General features: G+C 44.7%; 22 protein-coding genes and 1 tRNA gene. 14 read left to right on the forward strand and 9 right to left on the reverse strand.

What is annotated here, in order from left to right; all coding sequences use genetic code 11:
• Positions 1-19 precede the first annotated feature (19 nt).
• Positions 20-778: a hydroxyacylglutathione hydrolase gene (gene gloB, locus F0231_RS15780; protein WP_171760662.1), complete on the reverse strand. Its 759-nt coding sequence runs from the start codon at positions 776-778 to the stop codon at positions 20-22.
• Between the two features lie 33 nt (positions 779-811).
• Between gloB and F0231_RS15785 the strand changes: the two genes are divergently transcribed.
• Positions 812-1,552 carry a class I SAM-dependent methyltransferase gene (locus F0231_RS15785; protein WP_171760663.1) on the forward strand — a complete coding sequence of 247 codons (741 nt, stop codon included), beginning with the start codon at positions 812-814 and terminating at the stop codon, positions 1,550-1,552.
• A 10-nt stretch (positions 1,553-1,562) separates the two neighbouring features.
• Here F0231_RS15785 and rnhA read toward each other — a convergent pair whose 3' ends face one another.
• Positions 1,563-2,027, reverse strand: coding sequence for a ribonuclease HI (rnhA, locus tag F0231_RS15790; RefSeq protein WP_171760664.1), 465 nt, complete (start codon positions 2,025-2,027; stop codon positions 1,563-1,565).
• Between the two features lie 56 nt (positions 2,028-2,083).
• On the opposite strand from rnhA, the gene dnaQ reads away from it, so the two are divergent.
• The gene (gene dnaQ, locus F0231_RS15795) at positions 2,084-2,818 is read left to right on the forward strand and encodes a DNA polymerase III subunit epsilon (RefSeq protein ID WP_171760665.1); all 735 of its coding nucleotides are present in this window, start codon (positions 2,084-2,086) and stop codon (positions 2,816-2,818) included.
• Positions 2,819-2,826: 8 nt separating this feature from the next.
• Positions 2,827-4,077, forward strand: a complete 1,251-nt coding sequence (locus F0231_RS15800) for a TIGR03503 family protein (RefSeq protein ID WP_171760666.1) — start codon at positions 2,827-2,829, stop codon at positions 4,075-4,077.
• Positions 4,078-4,168: 91 nt separating this feature from the next.
• On the opposite strand, the gene fadE is transcribed toward F0231_RS15800, so the two are convergent.
• A complete protein-coding gene (gene fadE / locus F0231_RS15805) occupies positions 4,169-6,619 on the reverse strand; it encodes an acyl-CoA dehydrogenase FadE (protein WP_171760667.1) in 2,451 nt (816 codons plus the stop codon).
• A 303-nt stretch (positions 6,620-6,922) separates the two neighbouring features.
• Here fadE and lpcA point away from each other — a divergent pair, with 303 nt between their 5' ends.
• Both lpcA and F0231_RS15815 read left to right on the forward strand, forming a co-directional pair.
• Positions 6,923-7,504: a D-sedoheptulose 7-phosphate isomerase gene (gene lpcA / locus F0231_RS15810; RefSeq protein ID WP_171760668.1), complete on the forward strand. Its 582-nt coding sequence runs from the start codon at positions 6,923-6,925 to the stop codon at positions 7,502-7,504.
• A gap of 373 nt (positions 7,505-7,877) precedes the next feature.
• A complete protein-coding gene (locus F0231_RS15815) occupies positions 7,878-8,723 on the forward strand; it encodes a class II glutamine amidotransferase (protein WP_171760669.1) in 846 nt (281 codons plus the stop codon).
• A gap of 251 nt (positions 8,724-8,974) precedes the next feature.
• Here the strand turns inward: F0231_RS15815 and F0231_RS15820 are convergent, their stop codons facing one another.
• Positions 8,975-10,690, reverse strand: a complete 1,716-nt coding sequence (locus F0231_RS15820; RefSeq protein ID WP_171760670.1) for a proline--tRNA ligase — start codon at positions 10,688-10,690, stop codon at positions 8,975-8,977.
• Between the two features lie 85 nt (positions 10,691-10,775).
• Positions 10,776-11,471: a tRNA (N6-threonylcarbamoyladenosine(37)-N6)-methyltransferase TrmO gene (gene tsaA / locus F0231_RS15825; RefSeq protein ID WP_171760671.1), complete on the reverse strand. Its 696-nt coding sequence runs from the start codon at positions 11,469-11,471 to the stop codon at positions 10,776-10,778.
• A gap of 118 nt (positions 11,472-11,589) precedes the next feature.
• Here tsaA and F0231_RS15830 point away from each other — a divergent pair, with 118 nt between their 5' ends.
• The 4 genes from F0231_RS15830 to F0231_RS15845 all read left to right on the forward strand — a co-directional run bounded on the left by F0231_RS15830 (position 11,590) and on the right by F0231_RS15845 (position 14,645).
• The gene (locus F0231_RS15830; protein WP_171760672.1) at positions 11,590-11,853 is read left to right on the forward strand and encodes a type B 50S ribosomal protein L31; all 264 of its coding nucleotides are present in this window, start codon (positions 11,590-11,592) and stop codon (positions 11,851-11,853) included.
• Complete coding sequence (gene ykgO / locus F0231_RS15835) at positions 11,853-11,978, forward strand: type B 50S ribosomal protein L36 (protein ID WP_004744821.1); 126 nt, start codon at positions 11,853-11,855, stop codon at positions 11,976-11,978. The genes F0231_RS15830 and ykgO overlap by 1 nt, the downstream gene beginning before the upstream one ends.
• A gap of 387 nt (positions 11,979-12,365) precedes the next feature.
• Entirely contained in the window at positions 12,366-13,952 is a 1,587-nt protein-coding gene (locus F0231_RS15840) for an AbgT family transporter (protein ID WP_171760673.1), read from the forward strand.
• A gap of 168 nt (positions 13,953-14,120) precedes the next feature.
• Positions 14,121-14,645 (forward strand): cytochrome b, encoded by a 525-nt coding sequence (locus F0231_RS15845; RefSeq protein ID WP_171760674.1) that lies wholly within the window; start codon positions 14,121-14,123, stop codon positions 14,643-14,645.
• A 74-nt stretch (positions 14,646-14,719) separates the two neighbouring features.
• Here F0231_RS15845 and F0231_RS15850 read toward each other — a convergent pair whose 3' ends face one another.
• From F0231_RS15850 to metN, 3 genes are read right to left on the reverse strand one after another with little or no spacing between them, the layout of a single operon-like run.
• Positions 14,720-15,529 (reverse strand): MetQ/NlpA family lipoprotein, encoded by an 810-nt coding sequence (locus F0231_RS15850; RefSeq protein WP_171760675.1) that lies wholly within the window; start codon positions 15,527-15,529, stop codon positions 14,720-14,722.
• A 42-nt stretch (positions 15,530-15,571) separates the two neighbouring features.
• On the reverse strand, positions 15,572-16,249 hold the full coding sequence (locus tag F0231_RS15855; protein ID WP_171760676.1) for a methionine ABC transporter permease: 678 nt from the start codon (positions 16,247-16,249) through the stop codon (positions 15,572-15,574).
• Entirely contained in the window at positions 16,239-17,273 is a 1,035-nt protein-coding gene (metN, locus tag F0231_RS15860; protein ID WP_171760677.1) for a methionine ABC transporter ATP-binding protein MetN, read from the reverse strand. Before metN ends, F0231_RS15855 begins: the two co-directional genes overlap by 11 nt.
• Before the next feature lie 350 nt (positions 17,274-17,623).
• On the opposite strand from metN, the gene gmhB reads away from it, so the two are divergent.
• From gmhB to treC, 5 genes are all read left to right on the forward strand, one after another.
• Positions 17,624-18,175 (forward strand): D-glycero-beta-D-manno-heptose 1,7-bisphosphate 7-phosphatase, encoded by a 552-nt coding sequence (gene gmhB, locus F0231_RS15865; RefSeq protein ID WP_171760678.1) that lies wholly within the window; start codon positions 17,624-17,626, stop codon positions 18,173-18,175.
• 47 nt (positions 18,176-18,222) lie between these two features.
• Positions 18,223-18,567 carry an MliC family protein gene (locus F0231_RS15870; RefSeq protein WP_171760679.1) on the forward strand — a complete coding sequence of 115 codons (345 nt, stop codon included), beginning with the start codon at positions 18,223-18,225 and terminating at the stop codon, positions 18,565-18,567.
• Positions 18,568-18,634: 67 nt separating this feature from the next.
• Positions 18,635-19,582: a trehalose operon repressor TreR gene (treR, locus tag F0231_RS15875; protein WP_171760680.1), complete on the forward strand. Its 948-nt coding sequence runs from the start codon at positions 18,635-18,637 to the stop codon at positions 19,580-19,582.
• A 186-nt stretch (positions 19,583-19,768) separates the two neighbouring features.
• The gene (gene treB / locus F0231_RS15880) at positions 19,769-21,193 is read left to right on the forward strand and encodes a PTS trehalose transporter subunit IIBC (RefSeq protein WP_171760681.1); all 1,425 of its coding nucleotides are present in this window, start codon (positions 19,769-19,771) and stop codon (positions 21,191-21,193) included.
• A 75-nt stretch (positions 21,194-21,268) separates the two neighbouring features.
• Positions 21,269-22,951, forward strand: a complete 1,683-nt coding sequence (treC, locus tag F0231_RS15885) for an alpha,alpha-phosphotrehalase (protein ID WP_171760682.1) — start codon at positions 21,269-21,271, stop codon at positions 22,949-22,951.
• 127 nt (positions 22,952-23,078) lie between these two features.
• On the opposite strand, the gene F0231_RS15890 is transcribed toward treC, so the two are convergent.
• Positions 23,079-23,163: transfer RNA gene (locus tag F0231_RS15890), tRNA-Tyr, on the reverse strand.
• Positions 23,164-23,182 lie beyond the last annotated feature (19 nt).

Here is a 23,182-nt window from a genome sequence, read left to right on the forward strand (position 1 = left end):
AGTGACAAGCGGCAAAACGTTAAAATTCGTTCTTCCACTCACGTAATGCAGTAAAAATCGCTAATGAATCGGTTTCTGAGGTGCGGTTTGACACCGAACGAATGATGCTTGGTTCATCCGTTCGCAAAAATGGGTTGATCCATTTCTCTTGGCGAATGGTGGTTGGCAGCGTTGGTTTATTCTGAGCTCGCAGGCGGTTGACTTCGTCACGGTAGTTCTGAAGTTTTTCATTGTCAGGCTCGACTGCGAGTGCAAAGGCTAGGTTGCTGGCAGTGTACTCATGGGCACAAAAGACTTGAGTCTCTTCAGGGAGAGCGACAAGTTTACTCAATGAAGTGTGCATTTGCTCCATAGTACCTTCGAAAACACGGCCGCACCCGGCAGAGAACAACACATCGCCACAAAACAGCTTGCTGTCACCAACATAGCCGATATGACCGAGAGTATGACCCTCTAAACCCAAAACAAAGAACACCTCATCAAATAACTCTATTTGATCGCCTGCATTGACAGGAAGGGTCAAGGTAGGCACTGGCTCATCGGCTGGCCCCACAACATCAATGTTAGGAAATTGTCGAACCAATTCAGGCACACCACCAATGTGATCGTTGTGGTGGTGGGTGATCAGAATCGCTTCTAAACTGAGATCGTGCTCTTTTAGGTACGACAGTACAGGTGCAGCATCACCTGGATCAACAACCGCACAACGGCGATCGCTATTTTGAATCAGCCAGATGTAATTATCATTAAATGCGGGTATGCTTTTGATATTCAACATAGTTGTGTCTCCCAAGGGTGAAGCAGGTTAAACATGAAACCAGCACGTAGCGCTAAAAAGCTTGAAAAACCGCATTCGTGGTCTCAGCTGAAAAATGGCCAATGGGTTAGTGAATCCATTCAGACCCGCGTTGATGAGTGGTGCCCTAAGCTGTTTGGCTACCATTTACTCAAGCTGGGTGGTCTAAGCTGCGAGTTAACCAGCTTCAACTGTAACATTCAACATCAAGTTCAGTTAGATATCCAGAACCCTTTGCATAATGTGATTGCAGATGGTTACGATTTGCCCTTTTTAGAGAAAAGTTTTGATGCGGTCTTGATGGCGCACCAACTAGATTACTGTAATGACCCTCATAGGATGCTGCGTGAAGTCGACAGAGTTATGATGGATGACGGCTATCTTATCATCACGGGTTTTAATCCTATCAGCTTTACAGGGCTAGGAAGCTTGATGCCTTGGCGTCGAAATAATCTACCTTGGAGCGGGCGTATGTTTACACCAAATCGAGTGAAAGATTGGCTCGGGCTGTTGAATTTCCAAGTCATTGAGTGTGATAGCTACGCTCTTTTTCCGATGCAGAAGTATCGCACTATGTGGACATGGCTTGAGAACAGCTTAGGTGATTGGGCTTCACCGATGGGCAGTCTCTATTTTATTGTCGCGAGAAAGCGTACTTACCCACTAAAACCGATCAAACCCCACTGGAAGCTTAAACGAAAATTGACGCCCGTGAGCGTCAATTACAAAGTGTCTAATAAGCAGCGTTCAGACTGATCAACAGAGCCTAGCTTGGTTGGTAACCCGTGTCTTCTTCTGTCGGGTTTTCAGCTGCTTTACGTGCTAGTTCGTCACACATTTCGTTCTCTCTATGCCCAGCGTGGCCTTTTACCCAGCGCCAATCAACGGTGTGGCGTTCAGTTTCATTATCTAGAGCTTTCCATAGATCGGCATTTTTAACGGGTTTTTTATCGGCCGTTTTCCAGCCGCGTTTTTTCCAGTTGTGAATCCACTGAGTGATCCCCTGACGAACGTATTGGCTATCGGTGGTAAGAATGACATCACAAGGCTCTTTTAATGCTTGCAGTGCAACGATGGTTGCCAGCATTTCCATGCGGTTGTTGGTCGTCAGGGTGTAGCCTTTTGCTAAGGTCTTTTCTGTCTGCTTATAGCGAAGTACGACGCCATAGCCACCGGGTCCTGGGTTACCTAAACAAGAACCATCAGTGAAAATTTCCACTTGTTTCGTCATGATTTGATACTATTGGGTTAAGCACATTATTGGCATAGTCTGACACATATTTTGTTATGAATACTAGCAACAATTCTGAACAACATCGTATCGTCGTTCTCGATACGGAAACCACCGGTATGAACCAAGAAGGTGGCCCTCATTACCAAGGTCACCGAATCGTCGAAATCGGTGCGGTAGAAATCATCAATCGCAAATTAACAGGGCGTCACTTCCATTGTTACATCAAACCCGATCGTGATATTCAGCCCGAGGCGATTGGCGTTCATGGTATTACTGATGAATTCCTCGTTGATAAACCTGAGTACCGAGATGTCCATAAAGAGTTTTTAGATTTCATCAAAGGCTCTGAGCTGGTCGCTCACAATGCGCCCTTCGATACCGGCTTTATGGATTACGAATTTTCGATGCTCGATCCGAGCATTGGTAAAACGGACGACTTCTGTAAAGTGACCGATACGCTGGCCATGGCGAAAAAGATTTTCCCTGGCAAGCGAAACAACCTTGATGTGCTTTGTGATCGTTATGGCATCGATAACTCGCATCGTACTCTTCACGGGGCATTGCTCGATGCGGAGATCCTAGCGGACGTTTACCTGTTAATGACAGGTGGTCAAACGTCGCTCCAGTTTAATGCTGGTAACTCGGAAGGTGGTGGTGAAGAGATAAAACGTGCAGCAAATGGACGAAAAGCGCTAAAGATTCTGCGTGCAACGGCCGATGAAATAGAAGCCCATAATAATAGATTAGATATCGTCGAGAAAAACGGAAGTTGTCTCTGGCGTCAGTAGGAGAAAGGATGTTGAGGATTTGGATTGCCATTGTAGGTATTATTTTTAGCTCGTTAGGCTATGCCGCGACTGAATCCTCAATGTCACTGTTGGATAACCGATTCCGTGTTGATCCCTCCATTAAACAGATTACTTTTGTGATCTATCGAGCCAAAAGTTCTCAGCCAGTGGTTCTGGTTCGCCCTGATGGTAAAAAGTACTATGCATGGCGTGCACCAGATAATGTCCGTTGGTATCAAGAATCCTCAATGGACATCGTTTCTATCGATAATCCTATGCCGGGGCCGTGGCAAGCGGTAGGCAAAGTGACACCGAAGAATAAGATTAAGCTTATTTCGCACTTAGAGCTGTCGACGGATCAACTGCCTAACCGTTTGTATCTTGGTGAAGCGATCAAATTCAGTGCTCGTTTGACTTCAGATGGTCAGCCGTTGGTACTTCGAGATTTTCTCGACCGAGTGAAATTGAAAGTCACGTTCACCAAGTACATTGAAAACGAAGAGACGTTAATCAAAGAAGCACGCCCTATTCCAGAAGTGATTGGTGAGTTTGCCGATGATGGTCGCGACCTTGATGAAGTAGCTGGAGATGGTGTGTTTACTGTCTCATTACCTATTACGAGCGAGCCAGGAAAGTACCGAGTTCGAATTACTTCAGGCAATGGCGTTTTCTTACGCGCTCAAGAACAAGAAGTCCTCGTTTATCCGAGGCCGCTGCAATCAACGTTTATTCAGTCACGCAAAGACGGTGAACCTCATACTGTGGTCGTGACGGGTGAGCAAGGAATGATTAAGCCTGGTACAGTTGCGGCGCATATTGAGCATATTGGCCCAAGTGGTGACATGATTACCGTGCAGGGGAGTGCTAATGCAGAGAGCCAAAAGGTTGAGCTATCAATCCCGTATGATGGGAAATATGGCAACTATTCTTGGTCTGGCAAGGCATTTGCGACTGAGTCCGGTTCTGAGCGACCACTGATGTTTGAGATTTCTCAGCAAACATACAGTGTGGTTGAAGAAATCGATATGGCGGAAACCCGTCGTTTACAAGAGCAAGAACGCTTAGAGCAGCAGAAGCGCTTAGAAGAGATGCAAATGCTCCAAATGCGAGAAGAGAAAAAGACGCGCACTATGATTTTTATTATTGTCGGCAATGTCGTCGTATTAATTCTTGGTTTGGTTATTTGGTTTGTGATGCGCAAGCTAAAGGCGAAGAAGCAGGCTATGCCAGAAATGCAGCTAGAAATGCCGAAGAAATAGCAGGTCTTACCAATAGAAAGGGGCTGAAGACAGCCCCTTTTTAGTTTCTGATTTTAGTCTCTATAGTGACTAACTTTGTCACGCAATGTATCTATGCCACCGCATCCATTGAAGGAACTGTGGTTTGTGGCTTTGCCGCTAGCTCTTGTGGATCAAAGTCATCAACATTAATTACGTATAAGCGGTGCTCTTCTGCATCTCTAAGAAGTTGTGCTTCCTCGTTAGTAATCAGGCCTTTCTCTAATCCCAACTCAGCGACTAAATCTAAGCGTAAGAATGGGCGACGTTGTTTAACGGCTTTGCATACCTTGTCAAAGATTGGCTCGGCTTCAAGAATCACGTGCAGTGCTTGTTCAATCTTACCAACGGCATTAAATTCACTCGCCGCAAAGTATTGATGACGACCGATACGAGTACGAGTTTCACTCGGCGTTTGCAGGATTTGTGCAATCTGGCTATCTAACTGATCACTTGGCGCTTTGCGAATACGGCCAAATGGCATGATAACCAAGCGAAGCATTTTACCTAACGCTTTATTTGGGAAGTTAGCTAGGAATTCATCGATTGCTTGCTCTGTTTGTTTCAAGCTATCTTGCAGACCCCAGTGCACGAGTGGCAGATCATCGGCAATACGGCCTTCACTCTCATAACGTTTTAGCGTCGCAGAGCTTAGGTAAAGTTGGCTGAGAATATCACCTAAGCGCGCGGATAGACGCTCTTTACGTTTCAGTGAACCACCAAGAACGGCCATTGAAATGTCCGATAGAAAAGCGATATTAGCACTGTAGCGGTTGAGCTGCTGGTAGTAGCGCGTAGTGGTGTCTTTCACTGGCGCGTCAGAGAAACGTCCGTCGGTTAACCCTAACCATAGGCTTCGAACAAGGTTACTCATAGTAAAAGCAACGTGGCCCGCGAGTGCTTTGTCAAATTTGTCGATAGCATCAGAGCTGTCCGAGTATGCGGCATTCATTTCTTCGAGCACGTAAGGGTGGCAACGAATCGCGCCTTGTCCGAAGATGATCATTGAGCGAGTCAGGATGTTCGCGCCTTCTACAGTGACCGCGATTGGGGCACCTTGATAACCACGAGCTAAGAAGTTCGATGGCCCCATACAAATACCTTTACCACCGACAATATCCATTGCATCAATCACACTGCGTTGCATGCGATGAGTACAGTGGTATTTTACAATCGCTGAGATCACAGATGGCTTCTCGCCAAGATCAATACCAGCAACGGTTAGGGTACTCGCTGCATCCATCACATAAGCATTACCGCCCAAACGTGCTAATGGTTCTTCCACCCCTTCCATATGGCCAATAGGTTGCTTAAATTGGCGACGAATACGAGCATACGCACCCGTTGCAAGTGCTGCGGTCTTGATTCCGCCAGTAGAGTTTGAAGGGAGTGTAATACCACGACCAACCGATAGACATTCAACCAGCATACGCCAACCTTGACCTGCCATCTTTGGTCCACCGATGATGAAATCTAGTGGTACAAACAACTCGTTTGCGCGGGTAGGGCCATTTTGGAATGGGACATTGAGAGGGAAGTGTCGATTACCAATATCCACGCCTTTTAGATGGGTTGGGATTAACGCACAAGTGATACCAATCTCTTGTTGCTCACCCAATAAACCCTCAGGATCGCGCAGCTTGAACGCTAAACCCAGTACGGTTGCTACTGGAGCTAAAGTGATGTAACGCTTATTCCATGTCAGGCGCATGCCTAAGACTTCTTTGCCTTCCCACTCACCTTTACAAACCACACCAAAATCGGGGATAGAGCCAGCATCTGAGCCTGCTTCTGGGCTAGTCAGTGCGAAACATGGGATCTCCTTACCTTCAGCAAGACGTGGAAGGTAGTAGTCTTTCTGATCGTTAGTACCGTAGTGTTGTAATAGTTCACCTGGGCCCAAAGAGTTTGGTACGCCTACTGTTGAAGATAGAACACTAGAGACACCCGTTAATTTTTGCAGTACCAGAGATTGCGCGTAAGCAGAAAACTCTAAGCCGCCATATTTCTTTTTGATGATCATCGCAAAGAACTTGTGATCTTTAAGGAATTGCCATACTTCAGGTGGCAGATCGGCAAGTTCATGTGTCACTTGATAGTCGTTAACCATCGCACAGACTTCACTGACTGGACCATCTAGGAAAGCTTGTTCTTCTACACTCAGCTTTGGATCTTTGATGGCATGAAGTTGTTTCCAGTTCGGTTTGCCTTTGAAAAGCTCCGCTTCCCACCACACAGTACCCGCATCCAGTGCTTCTTTCTCTGTTTGAGACATTGCAGGAAGTACTTTCTTAAAGAGGGAAAGTGCTTTTTTACTGATTAGAGATTGGCGCACGCTAGGAATGGTAAGAATGACAACCGCGGCAATGAATAGGGACCAACTGAAGATGCCAGCACTGCCAAATAGCGAGAGTACGACCATAGTTGCGGTTAGGGTTGTTACCGAGATTAGCACCGAGTATCGATGATACAAGCAAACAGAGACCACCGCGGTAAAACCAATGAGGGAGAGCAAGATGTCCATATATTGTTCCTTTTATGACGCTATGATGTTTTTGCACGTCATTTACTAGTAAGAGGTCTAACCAGTTAAGTGTAATCAAAGTATTAATAAAATGTAAAATCCCAACATGCTCAAAAAGTGATCTAAGTAGAGTGAAAGTTCTAAAATTGTTAGTTGAGGCCGGGTTTGAGCGCTAAGAATTGCAATAAAAGAGTAAATGTCAGAGTCGAGCTATCGACAGTGAGAATTGTTTGAGTAAACTCTGTAGATAATGTTTTCTGTTTTTACACAGAACTATCTATTACAACAATTAGAGATAAACCTATGTATCAGGATCTAATCAAAAACGAATTGACCGAAGCTGCTGACGTGCTTAACAAGTTTTTGAGTGATGAACATAACATCGCTCAAATTGAAGCGGCGGCAAAAATGATTGCCGACTCATTTAAGCAGGGTGGTAAAGTTCTATCTTGCGGCAACGGTGGCTCTCACTGTGATGCCATGCACTTTGCTGAAGAATTGACGGGCCGCTACCGTGAAAATCGCCCAGGTCTTCCAGGTATTGCGATCTCAGATCCTAGTCACTTATCTTGTGTTAGTAATGACTTTGGCTACGACTTTGTTTTCTCTCGTTACGTTGAAGCGGTTGGCTCAAAAGGTGATGTACTGTTTGGTTTATCAACGTCTGGCAACTCTGGCAACATCCTAAAAGCGATTGAAGCAGCGCAAGCGAAAGGCATGAAGACGATTGCTCTTACAGGTAAAGACGGTGGCAAGATGGCTGGTTGTGCTGATATCGAAATTCGTGTTCCTCACTTTGGCTACGCTGACCGTATTCAAGAGATTCACATTAAGATCATCCACATCGTGATTCAGTTGATTGAGAAGGAAATGGAAAACGCTTAATTGCTAGGGTCTATTAACCTTTTAAGCTGACTTTTGCAGTAATTTGTAGGTTCTTTATACAAGGCAGAGGCTTTGAATTGTAGAAACCTACTAGATAAGCCGATAACGCAGTAGAAAGGGCCTACAAATACTGCCCGAAGGGTTCGGCTAAAAGCGTTTTTCTCTTTGTTGAGAGGTATTTTGCTTAGAATAACTAGGCGGCAAACCTCTCGCCGCGATTAAAACGCTTTTATCTCGAACAAAATTTAACCTTAAAAGGCTAATAGACCCTTATACCATTTACTATCTTATAACGATAAGCGCTAGCAATATTGCTGGCGCTTATGTTATTAAAGAGAGAGTAAACACAAGGAATAAGGGAGTTTGCTAGACCATGTGTGAATTGCTCGGAATGAGCGCCAACGTTCCAACCGATATCTGTTTTAGTTTTACTGGCTTGATGCAGCGAGGCGGCAATACTGGCCCGCATCGAGATGGCTGGGGAATCACTTTTTACGAAGGCAAAGGCTTTCGTACGTTCAAAGATCCTAACCCAAGTTGCGACTCTAAAATTGCAGAGCTTGTGCAAAACTATCCGATTAAGAGTCGAGCGGTGATCAGTCACATTCGACAAGCAAATCGCGGTGGCGTGAATCTTGAGAATACCCATCCATTTACTCGGGAACTATGGGGACGCTATTGGACCTTTGCGCACAATGGTCAGTTGTCAGACTACCAAGACTTCCATACAGGCAGGCATCGTCCTGTCGGCCAAACAGACAGTGAGCTGTCATTTTGTTGGTTGTTAAAACAGATGGAAGACCGATACCCAGAACCACCACAAGACATGGTCGGCGTCTTTCGCTTTATTGCAGAGTGTTGTGACAAACTGCGTGAGAAAGGCGTTTTTAACATGCTGCTCTCAGACGGCGAGTATGTAATGACTTACTGTACCAACCACCTCTATTGGATCACTCGTCGCGCTCCGTTTGGTAAGGCATCATTGATTGATGAAGATGTGACGATCAACTTTCAAGAAGAGACAACGCCAAATGATGTCGTGTCTGTGGTTGCGACTCAGCCATTAACAGATAATGAAACTTGGCATCGAATGAAGCCGGGTGAGTTCGGTATTTTTCATTTTGGTGAGTTGATTGATGGTAATGCTGATGAGCTGGTGGATGTCGCTTATGCGCCAAAGAAAGTAGCGAGCCAAGCCCCAACGGAGCCGTTAGAGTAGGGTGCGACTGCTTCAGAGATTCCCAACTCAGTCGTTCATCCCTTTCGGGAATGACAGTTTAATTTATTGAAATAAAAAGGCCGATGTTTCAAACATCGGCCTTTTTTCTATCTAAAATATCTATACCCAAAATAATTGGAGTTGCAGCGCGACAACAAGCCAATTTAGCCCTATGAGCATAGATGCTCTATGTGATTAGGGTAAATTGGCGCAGTTAACAAAGCTGCAGCTTCAAGTATGAAGGGTATATATTAAGCAAATTTAGACGTAACGTGCTCAACAATGTCTGCTATTGCTACCGCTTCTTTAGTGCCTTCACGACGGTTCTTGTACTCGAAGTTACCTTCTTTCATTGAACGGTCACCGATCACGATAGTGTGAGGGATACCAACGAGCTCCATATCTGAGAACATTACGCCTGGGCGCTCTTTACGGTCATCGAATAGAACTTCAATGCCCATTGCTGTTAGTTCTGCGTATAGCTTCTCAGCCGCTTCTTTAACTTCTTCAGACTTGTGCATGTTCATTGGCACGATAGCAACCTGGAAAGGTGCTAGTGCTTCTGGCCAGATGATGCCGTATTTGTCGTGGTTCTGTTCGATTGCAGATGCAACAACACGAGAAACACCAATACCGTAACAACCCATCTCTAGGATAGTGTTCTTACCGTCAGGACCAAGTACAGCAGCATTCATTGCTTTAGAGTAAGTGTTACCAAGCTGGAAGATGTGACCAACTTCAATACCACGCTTAAGTTGGATAACGCCTTGGCCACATGGGCTTGGGTCACCTTCAACTACGTTACGCAGGTCAGCGACTTTACCTAGTTCAACATCACGACCCCAGTTGATACCGAAGTAGTGCTTGCCATCAACGTTTGCGCCAGCGCCGAAGTCGCTTGCAACTGCTGCTGCGCGATCAACGATGAATGGTAGTTCAAGGCCTACAGGGCCTAGTGAACCAGGACCAGCATTAACAAGAGCACGAATCTCTTCTTCTGTTGCCATCTCTAGTGGAGAAGCAACTTCAGCTAGGTTCTCTGCTTTGATTTCGTTTAGCTCGTGGTCGCCACGAATAATAAGCGCGATGATGTCTGCTTCAACTTCATCAGATGCTTTAACGAATAGTGTCTTAACCGTTTTCTCGATTGCTACACCGTGTTGCTCAACTAGCTCATCGATAGTTTTCGCGTTTGGTGTATCAACCAGTGTCATCTCTTGAGTCGCTGCGTCAGCTTCAGCCGCTGGTGCAAGTGCTTCAGCTTTTTCGATGTTAGCTGCGTAGTCCGACTCAGAAGAGAATGCGATTAGGTCTTCACCGCTCTCTGCCAGAACGTGGAACTCGTGAGAGCCGTTACCACCGATAGCGCCCGTGTCAGCCAGTACTGGACGGTAATCAAGACCCATGCGATCGAATGCTTTACAGTAAGCCGCGTGCATCTTGTCGTAAGATTTTTCTAGACCTTCTTTGTCTAGGTCGAAGCTGTACGCATCCATCATTGAGAATTCACGAGCACGCATTACGCCGAAACGTGGACGGCGCTCATCACGGAATTTAGTCTGGATTTGGTACAGGTTCAGTGGAAGCTGCTTGTAAGAGTTAACTTCGTTACGTACAAGTGCTGTTACCACTTCTTCAGCAGTTGGGCTTAGTACAAATGGGCTGTCATGACGATCAGTGAAACGAAGTAGTTCTGCACCCATTTTCTCAGAGCGGCCAGTCTCTTCCCATAGATCAAACGGCTGCACTACGGGCATCAAAGTCTCAATTGCACCTGCATTATCGATCTCTTGGCGAACGATATTTTCGACTTTACGCAGTACACGCAGACCGGTAGGTAGCCAAGTGTATAGACCTGAAGCTAGCTTACGGATCATACCTGCACGTAGCATCAGCTGGTGGCTGGTTACTACTGCGTCGTTTGGAGTCTCTTTCAGAGTAGAAAGAAGGTAGTTACTGGTACGCATTCTATGGTATCCGTTTCATCATGATTTAAAGAACTCCTCAGAGGTGAGGAGGAAAGCCCTCTATAATATCAGCCAATTGCTTTTGTCAAAAGCGTTCTATCGCGCTTACCGTGACTAAGTTGTCGCTCACGGTAAACTTCACATTCATATCGAACAGATTTACCGCATATTCTTTGCTGTCAGGTTTGTTTTTCTTATAAGCAGGGCGAGGATCTTGAGCCAAAACTTGAGTAATCACCTCTTTTTCCATCTCTCCCTGCTGGCGATTTTGGAGTGCTGAACTGGCTTTGTCAGAATAGGTAACGTCACACGTTTGAGGCTCTTGATCTGCATAGCCACCTTTGGCCATGTCTACGGCGTCGGAATAGGGGATATAAGGTTTGATATCAACGATTGGCGTACCGTCGACAAGATCTACGTTGCCGAGATCAAGGTAGACTTGATCGCCTTTTTGCGTCACGCCTTTAACTTCAACCGCTGACATACCAATGCCGTTCGGTCTGAATGTCGCCCTAGAAGCAAACACGCCAACACGTTCATTCCCACCTAAACGAGGAGGGCGAACGGTAGGCTTCCAGCCCGCCTCAAGGTTTTTATCAAACAAGAACAAAATCCACACATGACTGAATTGCTCGATACCGCGAAGTGACTCCAAGCAGTTTGCTTCACCAATAAGTCGCACTCTGGATGTGGCAGCAGTGACTAAGCTAGGTTGTCTAGGCACTGCAAACTTCTCTTTATAAGGGCTTTCGATATAGCCAATCGGTTCTAATGAATACATACAAAATGTTTGGTCAACGGTGAGTGGAGTTAAAACTAGCACAAACACGTTGCAAACTCACTTGATAATAATTATCATTTGATATGTTATAACATTAATTATTCCGAAGGAGTTAACAATGCAAGAAGGAATTCATCCTGAGTACCGTAAGGTCATATTCCACGACACGAGCGTAGATAAGTACTTTATTATTGGCTCAACGCTTCTAACTGACCGCACTATCGAGTGGGAAGACGGCAAGACCTATCCATATTACGCACTCGATGTCTCTTCTGAGTCCCACCCTTATTACACTGGTAAACAGCGTGTCGTTAACAAGGAAGGCCGTGTCGCTAACTTCAATCGTCGTTTTGCTCAATTTAAGAAGGGAGGAGAGGAATAATGAAGGTTGTTAAATCATTAAAGAGTGCTAAGAATCGTCACCCTGATTGTCAGATTGTAAAGAGAAGAGGGCGTCTTTACGTGATCTGCAAAACCAACCCAAGGTTTAAAGCAGTACAAAAATAGAGCAAATCCGAGTGTGAAGATTATGTAACTATGGCGAGTTTTATGTACTCTTCTGACTTTGGGTGAATTATTGAACGATTTTGCGGTGAAAGTGCCTGCAGCGGTGAGGATTTAATCCGTGGCGGAAATCTCACCGCAATTGAATCAAGAGGTTACTTGTTAACTTATTAACAGAATGAATGTGTTTATATGAATTATAAAACCATTTTTATTATATAATTTAGTGATATTTGCTAATTTATTGTTCATTTGGCGTTAAATAATATGATTAAACACACACTTTGTAACATTTTGCATTTCTAATTGACTCTTTTGTCGAGTACCCTGCGCTGGCATTTGGAACATATTTGTCACAATTGCACAGGAATAACTACAAGGAGGGAACTGATGAGTTCATCAGCTTCAATTAAGAACAACTCGCCAAAGAAACCTATTTTTACCCGCTTTCTCGATGGCGTTGAGTATTTGGGGAACCTTTTACCCCACCCGATCACTCTTTTCGCACTCTTCTGTGTCGCAATTCTAATTACTTCAGGTATCGCAGGTTACTTTGAAGTTTCTGTTATGGATCCTCGTCCAGAAGGTGCTAAAGGTCGTGCTGCAGATGGCATGATCCACGTTGTAAGTCTACTAAACGCTGAAGGCTTACAGCTTATCGTTACTAACTTAGTTAAGAACTTTGTTGGCTTTGCTCCGCTAGGTACTGTACTAGTCGCAATGCTTGGTGTAGCTATCGCTGAACACTCAGGCCTTCTATCTGCTGCAATGCGTGGCATGGTAATGGGTGCGTCTAAGCGCATGGTTACGGTAACCGTTGTATTTGCTGGTATCATTTCTAATACGGCATCTGAGCTTGGTTACGTAGTACTTATCCCACTAGCGGCAATGCTATTCCACTCTTTAGGTCGTCACCCGCTTGCCGGTCTTGCGGCTGCATTTGCTGGTGTATCTGGTGGTTACTCTGCAAACCTTCTAATCGGTACGGTTGATCCACTGCTTTCTGGTATCACAGAAACTGCAGCGCAAATGATTGACCCATCTTACACAGTAGGTCCTGAGTCAAACTGGTACTTCATGTTTGTTTCAACGTTCTTCATTGCGATTACAGGTGCATTTGTAACTGAGAAAATCGTTGAGCCTAAACTTGGCAAATACAATGATGAAGAAGCGTCTGAAGACCTATCTAACGATTCAATGGGCAAACTAACTGACATTGAAAAGAAAGGTCTTAAACTTGCAGGTCTAGCGGTTCTAGCTGTGTCAGCGCTTCTTGCTTGGACGATTGTTCCTGAAGACGGTGTTCTACGTTCAGCAACAGGTACTGTAGCAGGCTCTCCATTCCTGAAAAGTATCGTAGCATTCATCTTCGTATTCTTTGCTGTTCCGGGTTTTGTTTACGGTAAAGTAACAGGCTCAATGAAGACTGACCGTGACGTGATTGACGCAATGGCGAAGTCTATGTCTTCTATGGGCATGTACATCGTACTTGTATTCTTCGCAGCTCAGTTCGTTGCGTTCTTCAAGTGGACTAACTTCGGTCAGGTATTTGCTGTAGCAGGCGCAAGCTTCCTACAAGAGATTGGTTTAACTGGTCCTATGTTGTTCTTCGCATTTATCCTAATGTGTGGCTTCATTAACCTAATGATCGGTTCAGCATCTGCACAGTGGGCTGTAACAGCGCCTATCTTTGTACCTATGCTAATGCTTGTTGGTTACGCACCAGAGACGATTCAGGCTGCTTACCGTATCGGTGATTCAACCACGAACATCATTACACCAATGATGAGCTACTTCGGTCTTATCCTTGCTGTAGCGACTCGTTACATGAAGAATCTAGGTATTGGTACCCTAATCGCAACGATGCTACCGTATTCAATCTGCTTCATCGTAGGTTGGAGTGTACTGTTCTACCTTTGGGTATTCGTATTCGGTTTACCAGTAGGTCCAGGTGCAGCAACGTACTACACGCCTTAAGTACGCTAGGCAATATGTTTAAAAAACCAGAGCTTCGGCTCTGGTTTTTTTATGTCTGTCGAATGCGATGTTCTTTTTACGTTTCTTTACGCTTTGTTCTCTAGAACTTTACACAAACCGGAATGATAATTATGACATCGAATACGCTAACTGTTAGAGCATGTCACCATGAGTAAATCACTATCGAAGCAAACCATCTTATTACATTGGCTAACGGGACTGACGTTTATCGCAGTGTTTGCCTTAGGGTATTACCTTGAAGGGCTGCCCCGAAGCCCTGAGAAAGGAGAATTGATCGGTATTCATAAGTCATTGGGTGTCATTGTTCTCGTTATAGCGATCGTGCGATTGGCTTGGCGACTGTTCGAAGGACAAATATCAAGTGTTGCGAAACTAACGAAAACCCAAGAGCTAGGTGCAAAAGCTATCCACCTTTTCTTGCTTGTTGCGACGTTAGCTATGCCTATTTCGGGTATTGCTATGAGTTACGGAGGCGGTCGAGCGATTGAGGTATTTGGGGTAGAGCTACTTGCTGCCGGTGATAAAATTGAATGGTTAGCGAATGCTGGTGGAGCGGTGCATGGGTTGAGCGTTAATCTCATCATCGTTGCTTTGTTACTTCACGTAGGCGCTGCAATTAAGCACCAAGTCATCGATAAAGACGGCACATTGAGTCGAATGTTGGGCAAGTAACCTAGAGATACAATAGAGATAAAAAAAGGGCTGACGCATACACGTCAGCCCTTGTTGTTTTATTAAGTAAGGTATTACCAACCTTTAACTACGCCACCTTGGAAGATGTCTGATGCTGCAGAGTAAACCTCTTCAGTTTGGTATGAACTAACGAAGTTTTGCACGTTTTCAGCGTTTAGGTTCTCTTCACGTGACACGATTAGGTTTACGTATGGAGACTCTTTATCTTCAACAAAAATACCGTCTTTTTGCGGTGTTAGGTTGATAGAGCTTGCGTAAGTTGTGTTGATTACAGACAGTGCAACGTCGTCTAGTGAACGAGGTAGTTGAGCGGCATCCAGTTCAACAATAGTGATGTTCTTTGGATTTTCAACGATGTCACGAACTGTCGCCAGTAGACCAACACCTTCACGCAGTTTTAGAAGACCTTGTTGCTCTAGAAGAATCAGAGAGCGACCTAGGTTAGTTGGATCGTTAGGTACTGCGATACGAGCGCCGTCTTGGATCTCTTCAACAGATTTAACTTGCTTTGAGTAACCTGCGATTGGGTAAACAAACGTGTTACCAGCGATTGTTAGTTTGTAACCACGGTCAGCAACTTGCTGATCTAGGTATGGCTTGTGCTGGAATGCGTTGATGTCGATAGAGCCATCATCCAGAGCTGCGTTTGGTGTTACGTAGTCAGTGAAAGTTACAAGTTCAACATCCAGGCCGTACTTCTCTTTCGCTACCTTCGCTGCAACTTCAGCAACTTGTGCTTCTGCACCAGCCATAACGCCGACTTTGATTTTGCTTGTATCTGCTTCTTTCTCACCACAACCAGCAAGAACCAGTGCAGACGCTGCTGCTGCGATAGTCAGTAGACCTTTAAGACTGAATTTCATCACTATCTCCTTATAAATAAATCTGTGAATTAGTTTTTGTCTCTAGCGGTGATCAACGCGACGAACGATCGCATCACCGATAGATTGAATAATTTGTACCAGTACAATCAACATGACGACGGTAACAGCCATGATCACGACATCGTAACGGTGGAAACCGTAGCGAATTGCGACATCTCCGAGCCCGCCGCCACCAACGGTACCCGCCATTGCTGAGTAGCTAACCAGTGTTACAAGTGTAATCGTTACTGAGTTAACAATGGTTGGCATTGCTTCAGGAAGCAAAACCTTTGAAATAATTTGGATTGGCGTTGCACCCATCGACTGTGCAGCTTCGACAAGACCGGTTGGGACTTCAAGCAGTGCGCCTTCGATTAAGCGAGCTACGAAAGGAATCGCACCAATCGTCAGTGGCACGATTGCCGCAGTTGTACCGATGAAAGTACCGACTAAAATCTTAGTTACTGGGATGATAGCCACCATCAATACTAAGAACGGAACAGAACGACCAATGTTAACGATCGCACCAAGAATGCCGTTGAGTTTAGTATTTTCCAGTAGACCGCCTTTCTTAGTAATGTGAAGAATAACGCCAAGAGGAATACCCACAGCAAAGCCAACAATACCCGCAACAGCAACCATGTAGAGTGTTTCCCATGTTGCGCCTAGTAGTAGGTTACCGTTTAGGCTTAGCCAGTCTGAAATAGTATTAAAGGACATAACCAAGCACCTCTACTTTTACGTTGTGTTCTCGTAGGAACTCAATAGCAGCGTTATCGTCTGCTTCGTTACCAAATAGCTCAGCGACCATCATGCCGAACTTCACGCCACCTGCGTAATCAAGATCAGAGCTTAAGATGCTGACATCAATATTAAACTTGCGAGCAATTTGCGTCATCAGAGGAGCATCAACCGTTGCGCCAGTGAATTCTAATCGCACTAATGGGTAGCTGCCTTCTACTCGAGTTTCTTGCAGACGAGCTTGGTAATCTTCTGGAATAGAGAGGTCGAGTGTTGAGCGAATAAACTCATGAGCCAATTCTGTTTTCGGATGAGCGAAAATCTCACCGACCGTGCCTTTCTCAACCAGTTCACCGCCGCCAATGATCGCCACTTCATGACAGATGCTTTTGACTACATCCATTTCGTGAGTGATGAGTAGCATAGTGATGTTTAGCTTACGATTGATCTCTTTTAGCAGCTCTAAAATTGACTGCGTTGTTGCTGGATCAAGCGCGCTGGTCGCTTCATCACACAGCAGAACTTTCGGATCAGAAGCTAGGGCACGAGCGATTGCAACACGTTGCTTTTGACCACCACTTAGATTTGATGGGTAGCTTTCATGTTTGTCTGCCAGGCCAACGAGCTTGAGAAGCTCGGTCACTTTCTCAGTAATCGCAGCTTTATCTTTACCTGCCAATTCTAGAGGCAGCGCGACATTGTCGAACACGGTACGAGATGACAGTAAGTTGAAATGCTGGAAGATCATGCCGATATTACGGCGTGCTTCGCTAAGCTGTGATTTGGTTAGCGTGGTTAGATCAACACCATCAACAACAATGGAACCTGTTGTTGGTGCTTCTAGCATGTTTACACAACGAATAAGCGTACTTTTCCCTGCTCCAGATGAGCCAATAACACCGAATATGTTTCCCTGAGGAATCGCTAGGTTTATCTCTTTCAAGGCATGAATTTCCTTATTACCTTGATAGAACACCTTATTTACTTGATTAATTTCAATCATCGCAAGACTCAAAAGCTGTTTTAGGAGCAGTAGATTATTTTGAACTATATCTCATTTAGTAGAGGATGCTATGGTTTTGTGCGTAAGGTGTCAATAGATATTTTTACGTCTAGACGTCTAAACGTATTTTTGAACTAATCGTTTACTTATTAGATAGAGAAGAAAGCGATAAGAAGAGAATAGGGCGGATTGAGAACTGGAAATATTGGTGGCTAAACCGTTACCGAAAGACCCTTCATTAAGGTCAGCGCTGCGTTATCAAACATGCAGTAACCTACTGTGAATATGGCATATTGACACCACTTGGGTATAATCATTCTTTAGATAACGTAAATAATGAGAAGCATATTTTGGCAAAACCAGCAGTCTTTTTGGATCGTGATGGTGTAATTAACGTCGATCACGGTTATGTGCATGATGAGCACGATTTTGAGTTTATTGAAGGTGTCTTTGAAGCGACAAAGAAACTCAAAGAAATGGGCTACATGCTTGTGCTTGTAACTAACCAGTCTGGTATTGCTCGTGGAAAGTTCACTGAAGATCGTTTTTTAGATTTAACTCAGTGGATGGATTGGAACTTTGTCGATAACGGTGTCGAGTTTGATGGCTTCTACTACTGCCCACATCACCCAGAGCATGGCCAAGGTAAGTACAAAGAAGATTGTGAATGCCGTAAGCCAAAGCCAGGTATGTTTATCTCAGCGCGTGATTTCTTAAAAATCGACATGGCTAAATCGGTTATGGTCGGTGATAAAGCTGAAGATTTGATGGCAGCAGAAGCGGCGGGTGTGACAACCAAGATACTTGTACGTACAGGTAAGCCTGTCACTGAGCGAGGCGAATCAATTGCATCGGTTGTGTTAGACAGCATTAAAGATGTGCCAGCATATCTTGCTAACTAATCCATATTAGGTCGCCATGTGCGGCCTTTATTATGTTTGGAGGTCTTATGAAATTTCGTATTTTATCAGCAGCAGTGCTGAGTAGTGCTTTGATGGGGTGTTCATTCAGCGCCATTGAAAGTCAAAGCGATTACCAAGGTGAGTTTACGACTTACTCGTGCCAAGAAAATAAAAGCTTCAAAGTAGCGTTCATGCCCAATGAGCCTAAAGCGCTGCTTCGTTTACCAGAGAATGACTACCGTTTAGCGCGAGTACGTTCAGGCTCTGGAGCTAAATACATTCTGGATGATGGGACGTCAGAAACGATTAATCCAGTAACGCTTTTCACAAAAGGAAATGAAGCGCGCTTAGAGCTTGGCCGTGTTATCTATAAAAATTGTGAAACCGAATAAAGACTTATCTGAATGAAAGAGGTCAAATAGGCCTCTTATCTCTCCTTCTAACCTCTAGTAGTTCCCTATGAGCAAAAAACTAACCATTCTTGATATCGCCAAGTTATCTGGTGTCGGCAAATCGACCGTATCACGCGTGTTAACCAATGACCCGAAAGTGAAGCCAGAAACACGTGAAAAAGTAGAGCGTGTGATTCAAGAGTCGGGCTATGTGCCTTCTAAGTCAGCTCAGGCTATGCGTGGTGGGAGTCAAAAGGTAGTCGGTGTCATTATTTCTCGTCTGGATTCGCCATCCGAAAACAAAGCCGTGGGAAGCATGCTAAACACCCTCTATGGCGCTGGTTATGATGTGGTGATCATGGAAAGTCAGTTTGATCGAGAGAAAACCAATGAGCACCTCGATGTTCTGAAAAAGCGCAATGTCGACGGGGTGATTGTATTTGGTTTCAGTGACTTCGATCTTGATAAACTTGAAAGCTGGTACAACCGTTCAGTCGTCATCGCGATGGATACTGATGTGGTGTCATCGATCAACTATGATAACCAACAGGTGATAGTCAAAGCCTTAGAGTTCTTACATCAAAAGTCACTAGAACATATTGCCTTTATCGGAGTCGATCCAAGCGACAAAACGACGGGGCAATTGCGTTTAAATGCCTACCTGAATTGGATTAAGGGGCAAGGGATCACACCAAACTACCAGACGGGCCAACTTAACCATGAAAGTGCTTATTTATTGGTAGATAAGGTTTTGAACTCGAAGACGCAAGCCATTGTTTGTGCCAGTGATACCCTCGCATTAGGCGTTATTAAAAGGCTTCAAGAGCTTAACCGAGAAGATGTTGTCGTCACAGGCGTTGGTGGTAATGAGCTGCTGTCGTTCCTCTTTCCTAAAGTATTCAGCATTGATCCTGGTTATGCACTAGCCGGCGAAAAAGCTGCTAACGTATTGATTTCCCATATAAATGGTGAGTCAGGACAGATTCATATCACTCAAGAACCCCTCTCTCTTTAAGTCATTATTTATAAAGTGATTTAAAATTATACTGTGATCGCATTCAATTAATGGGACTGTTCCCATTTTTATTTAAAATAAGATCTGACAATATAATAGCCATAAATGGGAATGTTCCCATAAATATAAAAACTACAAGCTAGTCAGTTTGAAACGAATTTGAATCCAATTAAGGTGGACAAGGATATGAGTAAGATTGCGAAACAAGAAGTTGAGCGTCTCATTGAGTTAGTCGGCGGACGCGACAATATTGCGAGCGTGAGCCACTGTTTAACGCGTTTGCGCTTCGTACTGAATGACACAGATAAAGCAGACGAAAAGGCGCTAGAGTCTTTACCGTTAGTAAAAGGCTGTTTTACCAACGCAGGCCAATTCCAGGTAGTGATTGGTACGGAAGTCGATGAAGTTTACAAAGTGTTGATTGAGTTGTCTGGCAAGTCAGAAGCTTCTAAAGACGAGTCAAAACAAGCTGCACGTCAAAACATGAATGTGCTGGAACGCGGTATTTCCCATCTTGCTGAAATCTTTGTACCGCTGCTACCAGCCATTATTACGGGTGGTCTAATTCTTGGCTTCCGCAACGTGATTGGTGACATCAAGATGTTTGATGGTCAATCATTGACGGAAATCAGCCAGTTTTGGGCTACAGTACACAGCTTCTTGTGGTTGATTGGCGAAGCGATCTTCTTCTTCCTACCAGTGGGCGTTTGTTGGTCTACGGTGAAAAAGCTTGGTGGTACACCAATTCTGGGTATTACACTCGGTGTGACTTTAGTCTCTCCTCAGTTGATGAACGCGTACTTGATCGGTAAAGAGGTGCCTGAAGTTTGGGACTTTGGTTTGTTCGTGATTGAAAAAGTCGGTTATCAAGCTCAAGTCATTCCAGCGATGTTAGCGGGTGTGGCACTGGCCTTTATCGAAACCAACCTTAAACGAATTGTTCCTTCTTACTTGTACCTAGTTGTCGTTCCATTTGTTTCTATCATTCTGTCTGTGATCCTTGCTCATTCACTCATTGGTCCATTTGGTCGAGTGTTAGGTGATGGTGTGGCTTTTGCGGCAAAAGCAGCAATGACAGGTGACTTTGCCATGATTGGTTCAATGGTATTTGGCTTCTTGTACGCGCCATTGGTTATTACTGGTATTCACCACACAACCAACGCCGTTGATCTTCAGTTAATGCAAGAGCTAGGTGGCACGCCAATCTGGCCATTGATTGCACTTTCAAATATTGCACAGGCATCTGCTGTTGTAGGCATCATCATCATCAGCAAAAAACATGGCGAACGAGATATCTCAGTACCAGCAGCTATCTCTGCTTATCTGGGTGTGACTGAGCCTGCGATGTACGGCATCAACTTGAAATACAAATTCCCGATGTTAAGCGCAATGATCGGTAGTGCAGTGGCTGCTGCGATCTGTGGTAGTGCTGGTGTGATGGCGAATGGTATCGGTGTCGGTGGTCTACCTGGCATCTTGTCTATTCAACCACAGTTCTGGGGCATCTTTGCTATCGCAATGCTAGTGGCTATGGCTATTCCAGCACTGCTGACGTTGTTCTTCTATAAGCGCGCACAAATGAAAGGCGAACTTGAGCCAGTAAACGCGTAATCACAATGCTTAGTTTGGAGCGATGAATTGTCGCTCCCTTTTTAACGATTTTTATTTTGGTAAGTGAGTTCAGTCATGACAGCAATGGTTAATGATGCAAATTGGTGGAAAACAGCGTCTATCTACCAAATCTACCCGAAGAGTTTCTGTGATAGCGGCAGTAAAGGGACTGGCGATATCCAAGGCATTATCTCTAAGCTTGATTACTTAAAGCTTCTTGGGGTTGATGCGATTTGGTTAACGCCAGTCTACCAATCACCAATGATTGATAATGGCTACGATATTTCGGATTACTACGCGATTAATCCTGACTTTGGCACTATGGCAGATTTTGACCAATTGTTGTCCGAAGCGCATCAGCGTGGGATTCGAATCATCATGGATATTGTGGTTAACCATACTTCGACAGAACATCAATGGTTCCAATCTGCGCTAGGTGACAAGAATAGTCCGTACCGTGATTACTACATTTGGAAAGATCCAGTGGAAGGCGATATTCCTAACAACTGGCAATCAAAATTTGGCGGTAGTGCGTGGGAGCTCGACGAACCGACGGGTCAATACTTCTTGCACCTGTTTGCAAAAGAGCAAGCAGACCTTAACTGGGAAAACCCAAAGGTACGAGAAGAGGTCAAAGAGGTCATTAGCTTTTGGGCGGAAAAGGGCGTTGATGGCTTCCGCTTGGATGTGATTAACCTCATCTCAAAACAACAAGATTTTCCGAGTGATAAAGTAGGCGATGGTCGCCGCTTTTATACCGATGGTCCTCGCGTTCATGAGTACCTAAAAGAGATCAGCGAAGCGGTATTCCAAAAGTATGGCAGTGTGACTGTCGGTGAAATGTCTTCGACGACATTAGAACACTGTCAGCAATATTCCTCTTTAGATAACAAAGAGCTTTCGATGGTGTTCAATTTCCACCACCTTAAAGTCGATTATCCAAATGGAGAAAAGTGGACTAAGGCTCCATTTGATTTCCTACAACTGAAGCAAATTTTCAATCATTGGCAGACTGGGCTAAATGGCAAAGGTTGGGGGGCACTGTTTTGGTGTAACCATGACCAACCTCGTGTTGTGAGCCGCTTAGGCAATGATAAACAATACCGTGTTGAAGCGGCGAAAATGCTGGGGGTTTCTGTCCACATGATGCAAGGCACGCCGTATATTTATCAAGGCGAAGAGATCGGTATGACCAACCCAGGCTATACCTCGATTGAGCAGTACCGCGATGTTGAAAGCACTAACATGTATGACATCATGGTGAACCAGCAAGGTGTTAGCCATGAAGATATGATGGCCATCCTAGCGCAGAAATCTCGCGACAATTCACGCACGCCAATGCAGTGGAATAGTGATGAATTTGCTGGTTTCTCGAAAGGGCAACCGTGGCTTGATGTCGCAAGTAACTATCCGCAGATCAATGCAAATCAAGCGGTGGATGACCAAGACTCAGTCTTTTACTTTTACCAAAAACTGATTCAGTTACGTAAAGAGTTAGAAGTGATCACTACGGGTGACTATTTGGATCTTTATCCTGACCATAAGGCGATCTTTGGCTATCAGCGTAAGTCTGACAATCAAACACTGATCTGCTTAAATAACTACTATGGTGAAGAGGCAGAGTGTGTATTACCAGAAGTGTTTGATTGTGAACAAGCGCATTATGTTCTAGGTAACTACCCGCAGCTTGATGAGAAAGTGTCACAGCATCAAGTGCTTCGCCCATACGAAACTCGCATTATTCTGTTAAACAACTAACTCCCCCTATAAAGTTAGTTATCGCCTCGGCCTTTGGTCGGGGCTTTTTTATATGAGGGGGAGATTGGCAAGTTATTAGAATGCAGAAACGAAAAAAGCCAACTCAATGAGTTGGCTTTCTTGTGTGTGGTGGAGGGGGACGGATTCGAACCATCGAAGGCAGTGCCAGCAGATTTACAGTCTGATCCCTTTGGCCACTCGGGAACCCCTCCAGGGTATTTTTATACTTAA

It is taken from the genome of Vibrio sp. RE86, assembly GCF_013114545.1.
Lineage (GTDB): Bacteria > Pseudomonadota > Gammaproteobacteria > Enterobacterales > Vibrionaceae > Vibrio.